Annotated in this window: 10 protein-coding genes; 4 read left to right on the forward strand and 6 right to left on the reverse strand. The window is 65.7% G+C overall.

The features are described from left to right. Window positions 1–16: 16 nt before the first annotated feature. Window positions 17–1174 (reverse strand): GGDEF domain-containing protein, encoded by a 1158-nt coding sequence (locus tag ACODSK_RS23180; protein ID WP_489019426.1) that lies wholly within the window; start codon window positions 1172–1174, stop codon window positions 17–19. A gap of 216 nt (window positions 1175–1390) precedes the next feature. On the opposite strand from ACODSK_RS23180, the gene ACODSK_RS23185 reads away from it, so the two are divergent. Continuing rightward, a complete protein-coding gene (locus ACODSK_RS23185) occupies window positions 1391–2773 on the forward strand; it encodes an ATP-binding protein (protein WP_489019427.1) in 1383 nt (460 codons plus the stop codon). On the opposite strand, the gene ACODSK_RS23190 is transcribed toward ACODSK_RS23185, so the two are convergent. Continuing rightward, window positions 2761–5562, reverse strand: coding sequence for an ATP-binding protein (locus ACODSK_RS23190; RefSeq protein WP_489019428.1), 2802 nt, complete (start codon window positions 5560–5562; stop codon window positions 2761–2763). The genes ACODSK_RS23185 and ACODSK_RS23190 overlap by 13 nt on opposite strands. A gap of 423 nt (window positions 5563–5985) precedes the next feature. Here ACODSK_RS23190 and ACODSK_RS23195 point away from each other — a divergent pair, with 423 nt between their 5' ends. Then, window positions 5986–7824, forward strand: coding sequence for an amidohydrolase (locus ACODSK_RS23195; RefSeq protein ID WP_489019465.1), 1839 nt, complete (start codon window positions 5986–5988; stop codon window positions 7822–7824). Window positions 7825–7881: 57 nt separating this feature from the next. Then, complete coding sequence (gene ycaC / locus ACODSK_RS23200) at window positions 7882–8499, forward strand: isochorismate family cysteine hydrolase YcaC (RefSeq protein ID WP_075804597.1); 618 nt, start codon at window positions 7882–7884, stop codon at window positions 8497–8499. A gap of 168 nt (window positions 8500–8667) precedes the next feature. Here ycaC and ACODSK_RS23205 read toward each other — a convergent pair whose 3' ends face one another. Then, window positions 8668–9687: an alpha/beta hydrolase gene (locus tag ACODSK_RS23205; RefSeq protein ID WP_489019429.1), complete on the reverse strand. Its 1020-nt coding sequence runs from the start codon at window positions 9685–9687 to the stop codon at window positions 8668–8670. Window positions 9688–9851: 164 nt separating this feature from the next. Here ACODSK_RS23205 and ACODSK_RS23210 point away from each other — a divergent pair, with 164 nt between their 5' ends. Beyond that, window positions 9852–10733 carry a LysR family transcriptional regulator gene (locus ACODSK_RS23210; protein WP_489019430.1) on the forward strand — a complete coding sequence of 294 codons (882 nt, stop codon included), beginning with the start codon at window positions 9852–9854 and terminating at the stop codon, window positions 10731–10733. Here the strand turns inward: ACODSK_RS23210 and ACODSK_RS23215 are convergent. From ACODSK_RS23215 to ACODSK_RS23225, 3 genes are all read right to left on the reverse strand, one after another. Continuing rightward, complete coding sequence (locus ACODSK_RS23215; RefSeq protein WP_489019431.1) at window positions 10723–11286, reverse strand: NUDIX hydrolase; 564 nt, start codon at window positions 11284–11286, stop codon at window positions 10723–10725. The genes ACODSK_RS23210 and ACODSK_RS23215 overlap by 11 nt on opposite strands. 2 nt (window positions 11287–11288) lie before the next feature. Beyond that, window positions 11289–12041: a GntR family transcriptional regulator gene (locus ACODSK_RS23220; protein ID WP_330075589.1), complete on the reverse strand. Its 753-nt coding sequence runs from the start codon at window positions 12039–12041 to the stop codon at window positions 11289–11291. Between the two features lie 88 nt (window positions 12042–12129). Continuing rightward, a complete protein-coding gene (locus tag ACODSK_RS23225) occupies window positions 12130–12519 on the reverse strand; it encodes a carboxymuconolactone decarboxylase family protein (protein WP_489019432.1) in 390 nt (129 codons plus the stop codon). Window positions 12520–12641: the final 122 nt, after the last annotated feature.

Raw genomic sequence — 12641 nt, forward strand, 5'->3', positions numbered from 1 at the left:
GCCCTCGGGCACGCGCTCACTCCGCTGTCAGGTTGCGTTCGACCAGGCGCATGCTGTCCCGCCCGCCACGCTTGGACTCGTACAGGGCCGCGTCGCTGCGCTCGATCAGGGCCGCCAGGCTGCTGGGCGGGTAGTCGAACAGGTTGGCGCCGATGCTCAGGGTCACCGCTTGCGGCGTGGCAAAGGCCGCGGCTTCGCGCTGGAAGCGCTCGCGCAAGGCACTGCCCAGATCGACGATGCGCTCGCTGGAGGCATCGCCCATCAGGATGACGAACTCGTCGCCGCCCAGGCGTGCGGCCAGGGCGTCTTCCCGCAGTTCGGCGAGGATCATCTGGCTCAGGCTGACCAGCAGTCGGTCGCCTGCCGCGTGGCCATAGAGGTCGTTGACCAGCTTGAAGTTGTCGATATCGATCAGCAGCAGGGCGCCTGGATGCTGCACCGAGACGCCTTCCAGCAGACGCGGGGCCCGTACTTCGAGGGCGCGACGGTTGTACAGGGTGGTAAGCGGGTCGCGGGCGGCCAGGCGGGCGATGCGTTTTTCGCGGCGGTAGCGCTCGCTGCCGGTCATCGACAGGGCGATCAGCATCAGCGCCACGGCACCTTCCACCAGCGAGACCTGGATGATTTCGCCACGGAACGAGGCCAGGTCGAGGAAAGTCCCGGGGACCATGGCCAGGCCGGCCTTGAGCAGGTAGAACAGGCCGTGGCCGAGCAGGACGAAGCGCAATTGCACGGCGCCGACGCTGAGCGACTTGCCATGGGGGCGCAGCAGCAGGCTGGCGCGCAGGGCCAGGATGCCCACCAGGCCGGAGTTGAAGAAGGTCATGACCTTGGACCACCACGGATCCTCGGGCAGCAACAGCAGCGCGCTCCAGACCACGAAGATCAAGTACCAGGCTCGCGACAGGCGGGTTTCGGTAAAACGCGCCACGCCCAGCAGGAACAGCCAATGGGCGGTCACCAGCAGGCCATTGGCAAACCAGATGCCGAGCACCAGCAGGCCGTTCATGCGCATCAGGGCCAGGGTCGAACCGATGGTGATGGTGGCGAACCCGGCGCTCCAGAACAGCAGCGAGGATTCACGGACACTGCCCCACTCGATCGCCAGATAGAGCGCGGCGGTCGCGGCGAGCACGACGGTGAGGACCAACAGGGTAGGAGGGTCGAGCGTCATCGAATGACGGGCCTTTCTTGTTAAATACGAATGGGACGGGATTGTAAGCTGTTGAAACGTTTTTTCAGAGCACCCCGCGCGTTTTGTCATCCGCGGCGTTTTGCCCCGGCTGGCCGTTCCCGCCCCCGTCTTGTCCGGATCCTGCACCCCGTGTTGGTTGTCCTGCGCCGCTCCCCTGCGAAGATAATGGAAAATCACGTTTGCCGCAGGAGGTGGGTGCCGTTGGGTACGCTGGCCAGGCTTTCCACTCAGGATGAAGCGCTGCGCTTCGATCATTTCACCGTGCATACCGGGCAGCGCCTGCTGCTCGCCGACGGCCAGCCGCTGCGCCTGGGCGGGCGGGCCCTGGATATCCTTCTGGTGCTGCTGGAGCACGCCGGCGCGGTGGTGGACAAGCGCACCCTGCTGGCGCGGGTCTGGCCCGACAGCGTGGTCGAGGAGATCAACCTGCGCGTGCATATCGCCGCGCTGCGCCGGGCTCTGGGCGAGGGCGTCATCGTCAATCTGCCGGGCCAGGGCTATAGCTTTGTCGCGCCATTACAGCGTGACGGTGATGCCAATTTTGTCGCAAGCAATCTGCCGACCCGCCTGGGGCGTCTGATCGGTCGCGACGACGAACTGGCTGCCCTGGCCTTGCTGCTGGGGCAGCGCCGTTTGGTGACCCTGACCGGACCGGTCGGCGTGGGCAAGAGCAGTCTGGCCCTGGTCGCGGCCGAGGATCAGGCCGGGCGCTGGCCAGACGGCACCTGGCGGCTGGATTTCGCCCAGGCATCCAGTGCGCAGGAGGCCCTGGCCAACTTGTTGCGAGACCAGGGCCTGGCATTTATCCCTGACTGTCCCCTCGGCGGCCTGCCCACCCATCTGCTGCAACGCCGCTTGTTGCTGGTGCTGGATCATTGCGAGGCCCAACCAGGCACCAGCCGGCGCCTGGCCGAGGCGCTGCTGGCGTTGGCGCCGGGGGTGAGCATCCTTGCGGTGTGCCGCGAACCGTTGCGGGTGCGTGGCGAGACCCTGCTGCCGGTGTCGCCCCTGGCGGTGCCTCCCGCGAGTGAGGCGCATAGTGTCGAGCAGTTCATGAGTTATGCCGCGGTGCGCCTGTTCGTCAGTCGTGCCCAGGCGCGGCAGCCTGACTTTTGCCTGCGTGAGCAGGATCTGCCGGCGGTCTGGGAAATCTGTCGACGCCTGGATGGCCTGCCCCTGGCCCTGGAGCTGGCGGCAGCGCAGATCGATGTGTTCGCCCTGGTCGGCCTGCGCGCGCAGTTGAACCAGGGCTTGCAGGTGCTCAACCGCGGCCGGCGTACTGCCGAAGCCCGCCACCAGTCGCTGAAGGCGGCACTGGACTGGAGTTTCCAGCGCTTGTCCGACCCCGAACAACAGGTGTTGCGCTGCCTGGCTGGTCTCGGTCGCGGTTTCAGCCTGGAGCAGGCGGTTGCCCATGGCGCCGCTGCCGGTCTCGGTCCGCTGCTGACGGTGCGGGCAGTGGAGCAACTGGCGGCCAAGTCGCTGTTGACGGTAGAGCATGGCCGCTCCGCCTACCGGGTGCTCGACAGTACCCGCTGGTACCTCGGGCAACCGGCGGCGACACCTCAGCCGGCCTGATTATCCTGGTAGCGGCTGGCGTCGCCCTCGCGCAGCGGTAGTTGCTCCAGCAGATGCCGGGCGCGCAACAGCTCGGTGGTAGCGAAGCCTTCCTTGAAGCGGGCATGGACCGGCGCCAGCAACTGGCGCGCCGGCAAGGGCCGCTGCTCTTCCAGCCAGAGTCGGGCCAGGGCCGTGGCGCTGCGCAGTTCCCAGGCCAGTGCCTGCTGCTTGCGTGCCAGGCCCAGGGCCTTGAGCAGCAGGCCTTCGGCTTCCTGGCGGGTGTCAGCGCCGTCGGCCAGTCGTTGCTCGGCAGCCGCGCAGAGCAGGGCGGCGCTGGCCCAGCCGGCAGCGCCGCTCTGTGCTCGTTGCAGCAGGGCCGCGTCCACCCGGCCCGGAACCAGGGTCGCCAGCAGGTCGCCGATCAGGCCGTTGGCCGCGGCGACAGGTTGCTCGGGCGTGTCGAAGGTCCGGGCATAGTGCTCGGCCCAATCGCGGAACAGGCCCACCGAGTGGCGGATCGATTGCTCGCGCAGCAGTCCGACGCGGTCGCGGGCCAGGTCATGCTCGCCGTTGTACCAGGGAATCACGCAACCACTGAGCGCCAGGGTGTAGCACAGGGTGGTGCCGTGGTTGATCTGCAATGCCAGGTCCAGGGCCTGGTTGGCGGTCGCCGCGGCTTGTTCCGGCAGGCCTTGCAGCCAGAGGATCCGTGCCTGCAGGGTGAGGGCGGCGACGCTCTGGTCGTACTGCACGCCGAAACCGTGGGTAAAGCGGTTGAGCCGGCCGCTGTGGGCCATGCGCTGCAAGGCGTCATCGGCTTCGCGGCGAGCCGCGCCCTGATCGCCACTGAAATGCAGGCCGAGGCCACGCAGGCGCTGGGCGCTGAGGGCCAGCAGCGGGTCCTGGCTGAGGCCGCGCTGGTCGAAGTCGCGGCTCAGTTGCAGGGCCTGCTGGTACTCGCCACGGCTCAGGTGCACGGCCATGTTGCCGGAGATTGCCCGTAGCTGGCCGGGCAGGTCGCTGTGCTGCTCGGCCAGCTGCCGGGCGCTGGCGAAGGCTTCGAGGGTGGCGGGGATGCCGCCGTGGTCGTGGTAGCTGAAGGTGCCCATGGCCAGCCGCAGGTTGATTGCCAGGCTGCCCCCCGGATGGCCTTCGGCGTCCAGGCGGTGCAGGGCCTTGCGGATGTACCGGCCATGTTCCGAGAGCAGTGACAATTCTTGCCAGAGGGGCGCCGAGGCAGCGGTCAGGCGTGCGCCCAGCAGACCCGCTTCGGCATTGGCGAAACCCCATTCCAGTGCACCACGCAGATCGTCGAGGCAGCGCGAATAGCGTTCCAGCCAGCGCGGTGCGCTGGTCTGCGCCCATTCCCGCTCGGCCTGCTGCATGATCGCCAGGCAGCGCTCGGCATGGCGCTTGAGCGCCTCGGGCAGTTCGCCGGCCTGTTGCAGCTTGTCCAGGGCATAGCAGCGGGTGGTGTCGAGCATGCGGTAGAACACGTCTTCGTCGCCGACATCGACGTTGAGCAGGGACTGGGTGACCAACTGGCTGACCGCATCACGCACCTGGTCCGGCGACAGGCGTTCGCCCGCCGCCAGGGTCATTGCCGAATTCAGGGTGAAGCCGCCGCGGAACACGCTGAGGCGGCGCAGGCAGGTGCGTTCGCTGTCGGCCAGCAACTGGAAGCTCCAGTCCAGGGTGGCGCCGAGCAGGTGCTGGCGACGCTCTTCACCCGGGGCCGGGAGCAGATGGCGGCGCAGGTCGGCGAGCAGGGCCTGCGGGCCGAGACTGGCCAGTTGCGCAGCGGCAAGCTCCAGGGCCAGGGGAATGCCGTCCAGTTGCTGGCAGATGGCGACCACGGTGGCGAGGTTATCGGGGGTGAGCTCGAACTGTTCCTGGTTGGCGATGGCGCGCTCGACGAACAGCTGCACCGCACCGTAGTTCAGGGCCATGGCCGGGTCGGACGCGGACTCGGGCGGCGGGCATTCGAGGGCATCCAGGCGCTGCACGGTCTCGCCTTCGGCGCGCAGGCTTTCGCGGCTGGTGACCAGGATCTGCAATTCGGGGGCACAACGCAGCAAGTGCTCGCAGAGGCTGGCCACCGAATCCACCAGATGCTCGGCGTTGTCGATCAGCAGTAGCAGATGGCGCTCACGCAGGTGCTCGCACAGGGCGTCCAGTGGTGCCTGGTCGGGCAGGGCGAGGCCGAGCACGCCGGCCAGGTTGCTGACGATGGTGGACGGTGTGTTGAGGGTACTCAGGTCGAGCAGGCGGATGCCGTCGCGGTAGTGCCCGATCAGTTGCTCGGCGACCCGCAGGGCCACGGTGGTCTTGCCGATGCCGCCGGGACCGGCCAGGGTCAGCAGGCGCTGACGGGTCAGTTGGCCGAGTAGTTGATTGACCAGCATCTGCCGACCGATCAGGCGCGTGCGGCGCAATGGCAGGTTGTGCGGTGCCTGGGCCGGGGCCAGGGGCTCGTCGGCTTGTTCGCGCAGCGGCGCGACGAAACTGTAGCCGCGCTGGGCCACGGTGACGATATAGCGCTGGCCGCCCTGGCCATCGCCGAGGGCCTTGCGCAGGGCGGCGATATGCACCCGCAGGCTGATGTCCTCGACCACGGTGTCCGGCCATACCCGGCTCATCAGCTCGGCCTTGCCCAGCACTTCGCCGGGACGTTCCAGCAGCGCCAGGAGAATATCCATGGCGCGCCGCCCCAGGCGCAGCGGGCGGTCGTTTTCAGCGATCAGGCGCTGGCCGGGGAAGACCCGATAGGGGCCGAACTGCACGGCCTGTTCACGGTGACGGCTCACTTCTAACTCCTGACCCTGTTCCGACTATCGGCAAGTTCCCTGAAAGGGCTCTGGCCTGTGGTTTTCGAGCATGTTGGGCAGGTTTGCCCGGCAAGGCAATGCTTCCTTGGGCCTTGATGGCTTTTTGCTCCGTCTACGCTTACCCCGCCTCGCTGGCAAAGCCCCCGGCTAGAGGCCTTCGCCTCAACCGAAAAAGACCTTGCAGCCGCTGTGGGGATAATTAACAACGATTAACTCGTGCTTGACCTGCCCGCCCACAAGAATCACCGAAAAACCATCGGGAAGTCCGTCATGACCGACCAGGATGACCGCAACGACCCGACCCGCCGCCGCCTGCTGGCTGCCGGGTCCCTCCTGACTGCGGCGGCGACCCTGCTGCCGCGGTTGTCCTTCGCCTCACTCACTCCAGACCAAGGACCTGCAATGAATGCCGATCTGATTCTGTTCAATGGCCGCTTCCACACCGTGGACCGCGAGAACCCCGAAGCCACCGCGGTGGCGATCAAGGACGGGCGTTTCATCGCCGTGGGCAGCGACAGCCAGGTCATGGCCGCACGCAGCACCGGCACCCAGGTCATCGACCTCAAGGGACGCTGTGCCATTCCCGGCCTCAACGACTCGCACCTGCACCTGATCCGCGGTGGCCTGAACTACAACCTGGAACTGCGCTGGGAGGGCGTGCCGTCGCTGGCCGATGCCCTGCGCATGCTCAAGGACCAGGCCGAGCGCACGCCGAGCCCGCAATGGGTGCGGGTGGTCGGTGGCTGGAACGAATTCCAGTTCGCCGAAAAGCGCATGCCGACCCTGGAAGAAATCAACCAGGCGGCACCGGACACCCCGGTGTTCATCCTTCACCTGTACGACCGTGCCTTGCTCAACCGCGCCGCCCTGCGCGTGGCCGGCTACACCAAGGACACGCCGAACCCGCCGGGTGGCGAGATCGTCCGTGACTCCCGTGGCGAGCCGACCGGCATGCTGGTGGCGCGGCCCAACGCGATGATCCTCTACTCGACCCTGGCCAAGGGGCCGAAGCTGCCGCTGGAATACCAGATCAACTCGACCCGCCAGTTCATGCGCGAGCTCAACCGGCTTGGCCTGACCAGCGCCATCGACGCCGGCGGCGGTTTCCAGAACTACCCGGACGACTACGAGGTGATCGAGCACCTGGCCAAGGAAGACCAGTTGACCGTGCGCATCGCCTACAACCTGTTCACCCAGAAGCCCAAGGAAGAGCTGGCCGACTTCAAGAACTGGACCGGCAGCGTCAAGTTGCACCAGGGCGACGACATGCTGCGGCACAACGGCGCCGGCGAAATGCTGGTGTTCTCCGCCGCCGACTTCGAGGACTTCCTCGAACCGCGTCCGGACCTGGCGCCGTCGATGGAGCAGGACCTGGAACCGGTGGTGCGTCACCTGGTCGAGCAGCGCTGGCCGTTCCGCCTGCACGCCACCTATGACGAATCCATCAGCCGCATGCTCGATGTGTTCGAGAAAGTGAACCGCGACATTCCGTTCAACGGTCTGCCGTGGTTCTTCGACCACGCCGAGACCATCACCCCGCGCAATATCGAGCGGGTCCGTGCTCTTGGCGGCGGTATCGCGATCCAGGACCGCATGGCCTTCCAGGGCGAATACTTCGTCGACCGCTACGGCGCCAAGGCCGCCGAAGCCACTCCGCCGCTCAAGCGCATGCTCGCCGAAGGTGTGCCGGTGGGCGCCGGTACCGACGCCACCCGCGTCTCCAGCTACAACCCGTGGACTTCGTTGTACTGGATGGTCAGCGGCCGCACCGTCGGCGGCCTGGCCCTGCACCAGGAAGGCCTGCCGCGCTCGACCGCGCTGGAGCTGTTTACCCATGGCAGCGCCTGGTTCTCCTCCGAGCAGGGCAAGAAGGGCCAGATCAAGGTTGGCCAATTGGCCGACGTGGCGGTGCTCAGCGCCGACTTCTTCAGCGTCGAGGAAGAAGCCATCAAGTGGATCGAATCGGTGCTGACCGTGGTCGGCGGCAAGGTGGTCTACGGCGCGGGCGATTTCCGCAATCACGGCCCGCTGGACATCCCGGTGCTGCCGGACTGGTCGCCGGTGGTCAAGGTCCCGGGCCACTGGCGTCCGACCTCGCCGTTGCAGGCCCAGGTGCACCAGTGCAGCGGTCCGTGCGGAGTGCACTCGCACAGCCACGAGCGTGCGCGCCTGTCCAATGTACCGGTCAGCGACTTCCAGGGTTTCTGGGGCGCGTTTGGCTGCTCCTGTTTCGCCTTCTGAGTTCCACCCCGGCGCGGGCACTGGCCCGCGCCTCTTTCAGCCAATAGGAGTCATGAGATGAGCAACGACTACAAACGCCTGAACAAAGACGATGCGGTGGTGTTGCTGGTGGATCACCAGACCGGCCTGATCTCGCTGGTACAGGACTTCTCGCCGAACGAGTTCAAGAACAACGTGCTGGCCCTGGGCGACCTGGCCAAATTTTTCGGCCTGCCGACCATTCTCACCACCAGCTTCGAACAAGGCCCCAACGGCCCGCTGGTTCCGGAGTTGAAAGAGCTGTTCCCGGACGCGCCGTACATTGCCCGTCCTGGCCAGATCAACGCCTGGGACAACGCCGACTTCGTCCAGGCGATCAAGAACACCGGACGCAAGCAATTGATCATCGCTGGCGTGGTGACCGATGTCTGCGTGGCGTTCCCGACCTTGTCGGCGCTGGCCGAGGGTTATGAAGTGTTCGTCGTCACCGACGCTTCCGGCACCTTCAACGACACCGTGCAGCAAGCGGCCTGGGCACGCATGAGCGCGGCCGGTGCGCAACTGATGAACTGGTTCTCGGTGGCCTGTGAGCTGCACCGTGACTGGCGCAACGATATCGAAGGCTTGGGTAACCTGCTGTCGCAGCGGATTCCGAACTACCGCAATTTGATGAACAGTTATGCGGCGTTGAAGTAAGCAGGCTTTCTGGGCTGTTGATGGCCTCATCGCCGGCAACGCCGGCTCCCACAGGTTCGGCGGCGTTCGCCACACCTGTGGGAGCCGGCGTTGCCGGCGATGAGGCCCTGAAGGGCGACACAAAAGGAGAAGGGGCCGCATTCGCGGCCCCTTCGACTTGCTGCTGTTTCAGTTCAGATGGGTTTTCAGTTCCAGCGCCGCCTGGCGCATCGCGGCCTGTACCGCCGGAACCTTGGCCAGCGGGTTGAGCAGGCCGTAATCGTGGATCATGCCGTTGTAGCGCACTGCGGTGACGGTCACGCCAGCCGCGTCCAGCTTGCGCGCATAGGCTTCGCCTTCGTCACGCAGCACGTCGAACTCGGCGGTCTGTACCAGCGCTGGCGGCAGGCCCTTGAGCTGTTCGGCACTGGCACGCAGCGGCGAGGCATGGATCGAGGCGCGTTGGGCCTGGTCGGTGGTGTAGTTGTCCCAGAACCATTTCATCATCCCGGTGGTGAGGAAGTGACCCTCGGCGAACTGCTTGTACGAGCCGGTCTCGAAGCTGGCGTCGGTCACCGGCCAGAGCAGCAACTGGAAGCGCAGGGCCGGGGTTTTCTGTTCCTTGGCCATCAGCGCGACCACCGCCGCCATGTTGCCGCCGACGCTGTTGCCGGCCACCGCCAGGCGCTTGCTGTCGACACCGATTTCCTTGCCATGCTCGGCGACCCAGCGGGTGGCACCGTAGGCCTGGTCGATGGCGGTCGGGTAGTGGGCTTCAGGCGATGGCGTGTAGTCGACGTAGACCGCTACCGCGCCGGAGCCGACCACCAGGTCGCGGATCAGCCGCTGGTGGGTCGGGAAGTCGCCCAGCACCCAGCCGCCGCCGTGGAAGAACATGAACACCGGCAACTCGCCCTTGACCTTGGCCGGGCGGACGATCTTCAGGGTGACCTTGTCCTGGCCGAGGCTGATGATCTTCTCGCTGACCTCGATGCCCGACAGGTCGACCTGCACCGACGCCTGGGCACCGGTCAGGATGGCCCGGGCATCCTTCGGTGCCAGTTGCTCGAGAGGCTTGCCGCCGCCTTGTTCCAGGGCCTGGAGGAAGGCCTGGGTGGTGTGTTCGACACCCGGGCTGCCGGCAGCGAAGGCGTTGCCGACGGAGAGGGCGAGGAGGGTGGCACCGAGGGTTTTGTTGATGATGTTCATGGTCAGATTCCTTTTCTTCGAGTTTGAGTGTGGGCAGCAAGGTTTCAAGCCGTCAGCGCCGCGGGTTTGCTTTGGGCTGCGCTGTAAGGTGTGGCTAGATTATTGAGATGCGTGAAAGTGAAAAAGCCGCTATAAAGCGTTTTACTGTCCACCGGAAAGTGACAATGAACCCCTTCGAAGATATGCGTATTTTTGCCCAGGTCATGGAGTCCGGCAGCTTCACCGCTGCGGCCGACAAACTGGGCCTGTCAAAGCAGTTCGTCAGCCGTCGTCTGATGGCTCTGGAAGAGCGCCTCGGCGTGCGTCTGCTGAACCGTTCGACCCGGCGTCTCGACCCGACGCCCCTGGGCCAGAGCTATTACGAGTCGTCCCTGCGTCTGCTCAACGAGGTCGAGCAGGTCGAGCAAGGTATCGCCGGGCAGACCAGCGAGCCGCGCGGCACCGTGCGTGTCAGCGCGCCGCTGTCGTTTGCCGTGGCGCACCTGGGCTGTCTGCTGCCGGAGTTTCTCCAGCGCTACCCGCAGGTCAGCGTCGAGGTCGACCTGAGCGACCGCTCGGTGGACCTGCTCGGCGAGGGTTATGACCTGGCCCTGCGTATCGGCGTGCTGGAAGACTCGACCCTGATCGCTCGGCGTCTTGCGGCGATCGACCGGGTGTACTGCGCCAGCCCCGACTACCTGGCGCGCAAGGGCACGCCGTCACGCCCGGACGACCTCGGCGCCCACGATTGCCTGCCCTACGGCCATGGCCGCCAGGTGCAGTGGCGCTTTATCGAGCAGGGCAAGGTGCGGGTGGTGACGGTGTGCGGGCGCATGCGCGCCAACAACGGCGAGTTGTTGCGCGATGCGGCGATCAAGGGGATGGGGATTACCTACCTGCCGACCTTCATCGTCGGCGACGCGCTGGCGGCGGGGCAATTGGTGCCGGTCCTGCAGGAGTTCGTCACCGAGCCGCTGCAGCTCTCGGCGGTCTATCCGCAACACCGGCAGAGTGCGCGGCCGGTGCAGGCGCTGATCGAGTTCATGCGCGAGCGGCTCAGCGGATGAAGTGCACCTTGCCGCTGTCGTCATTACCCATGTAGATGCCATAGACCCCGGCCTGGCGTTCCTCGATGTAGCGTTCGAGGATCTGCCGGATCGCTGGGTAGTAGATGGCATCCCAGGGGATTTCGTCGGGAGCGAAGAAACGGCAGTCCATGGTTTCCGGGCCGTATTCGCCGGTGATCTCCACGGCCACGGCGCGGAAGATGATGTACACCTCGCTGATCTTCGGCACGCTGAAGATCGAGTAGGGCGAGACGATGTCGGCGCGTACCCCGGTTTCTTCCCAGACTTCGCGCAGCGCCGCCTGTTCGGTGGTTTCCCCGGCCTCCATGAAGCCCGCCGGCAGGGTCCAGGTACCGGGCTTTGGCGGGATCGCGCGCTGGCACAGCAGGTACTTGCCGTCGCGTTCGATGATGCAGCCGGCGATGATCTTCGGATTGACGTAGTGGATGTACCCGCAACCGGCGCACATCAGCCGTTCGTGGGTGTCGCCGTCCGGCCGTCCCTGGTGCAGCGCGGCGGAGCATTGCGGGCAAAAACGCGGGACGGCGGGCATGATCAGCGACCTATGCGGGGTTCTTTGATGGCGATGGGGGTGGCGATTTCACGGATCTTGCCGGCGTCTTCCTGCTTCGAGCGCAGGTAGTCGAGGGCCACCTTGGCGGCAGCGCGCACGTGATCCACCGAGGCCTGGTGGGCGGCCAGCGGATCGCCGCTCTTGATCGCCTCGACGATCTTTTCCATTTCCCGGTTGCTCGCGCCGCGACGGTTTTCCTGGGACACCGAGGTAGCGCGCAGGTAGCTGATGCGCGCCTGCAACTGGCGCAGCTGGGTGGCGGCGACGTGGTTGCCGGAGCCTTCGAGCAACACGTCGTAGAAGCCTTGCACCGATTCCAGGACCTGTTGCAGCTCGCCGTCGGTGAGGGCGTTGCGGTTTTCTTCCAGGGCCTTTTCCAGGGCACGGATGTCCTTGGCCTTGGCATTGAGGGTGAACAGTTGGACGATCAGGCCTTCGAGCACGCAGCGCAGCTCGTAGATATCGCGGGCGTCTTCCAGGGTGATGATAGCTACACGAGGCCCCTTGGCGTCGGCGAACTCCACCAGGCCTTCAGATTCGAGGTGGCGCAGGGCTTCGCGGACGGAGGTGCGGCTGACGCCGAGGCGGTCGCACAGATCGCGCTCGACCAGGCGGTCGCCGGGCAGCAGGTGGAAATTCATGATCGCGCTGCGCAGCTTGTCGAGCACGATTTCGCGCAGGGTAACGGGGTTGCGGTTGACCTTGAAGCTGTCGTCGAGTGGCTGGCGTTTCATCATCTGCGCTCTGCAATTGGCTGTTGCGCCAGCGACAGCGGAGCATCCGGACCGGGTGCTCCCTGCGGTGGTTCAGAACAGCCAGTATTTAACTGGTTGCCTCCGAGTCGGCCTCGGCGAAGGCTTCGCGGGCCAGACGGAAGCTGTCCACGGCCGCGGGTACACCGCAATAGATACCGACCTGAAGGAGGATTTCGCGTATTTGTTCACGACTCAGTCCGTTACGCAAGGCGCCGCGGATGTGCAGCTTGAGCTCGTGTGGCCGGTTCAACGCGGAAATCATTGCCAAGTTTATCATGCTGCGTTCTTTCAGCGACAAACCGTCACGGCCCCAGACATGGCCCCAGCAGTACTCTGTGACCAGCTCCTGCAGCGGTTTGGTGAAGTCGTCGGCGTTCTGGATCGAGCGATTGACGTAGTCTTCGCCGAGCACCTGGGTGCGGATGGCGAGGCCTTTTTCGTATTTTTCGTTGCTCATGCTCGGGTTCCTGCATGGGGGAAGAAAAACGGGGCGCCGCAAACCGAAGGTGAGCGATTGCGCGCGGCGCCCCTGAAACTTTGGTGGTTTTGAGGGCCTCATCGCTGGCAAGCCAGCTCCCA

The organism is Pseudomonas sp. FG98 (genome assembly GCF_057808595.1).

Coding starts and splice junctions, on each gene's coding strand:
- ACODSK_RS23180 (WP_489019426.1), bottom strand. CDS start 1,174: ATGACGCTCGACCCTCCTACCCTGTTGGTCCTCACCGTCGTGCTCGCC.
- ACODSK_RS23195 (WP_489019465.1), top strand. CDS start 5,986: ATGAATGCCGATCTGATTCTGTTCAATGGCCGCTTCCACACCGTGGAC.
- ycaC (WP_075804597.1), top strand. CDS start 7,882: ATGAGCAACGACTACAAACGCCTGAACAAAGACGATGCGGTGGTGTTG.
- ACODSK_RS23205 (WP_489019429.1), bottom strand. CDS start 9,687: ATGAACATCATCAACAAAACCCTCGGTGCCACCCTCCTCGCCCTCTCC.
- ACODSK_RS23210 (WP_489019430.1), top strand. CDS start 9,852: ATGAACCCCTTCGAAGATATGCGTATTTTTGCCCAGGTCATGGAGTCC.
- ACODSK_RS23215 (WP_489019431.1), bottom strand. CDS start 11,286: ATGCCCGCCGTCCCGCGTTTTTGCCCGCAATGCTCCGCCGCGCTGCAC.
- ACODSK_RS23220 (WP_330075589.1), bottom strand. CDS start 12,041: ATGAAACGCCAGCCACTCGACGACAGCTTCAAGGTCAACCGCAACCCC.
- ACODSK_RS23225 (WP_489019432.1), bottom strand. CDS start 12,519: ATGAGCAACGAAAAATACGAAAAAGGCCTCGCCATCCGCACCCAGGTG.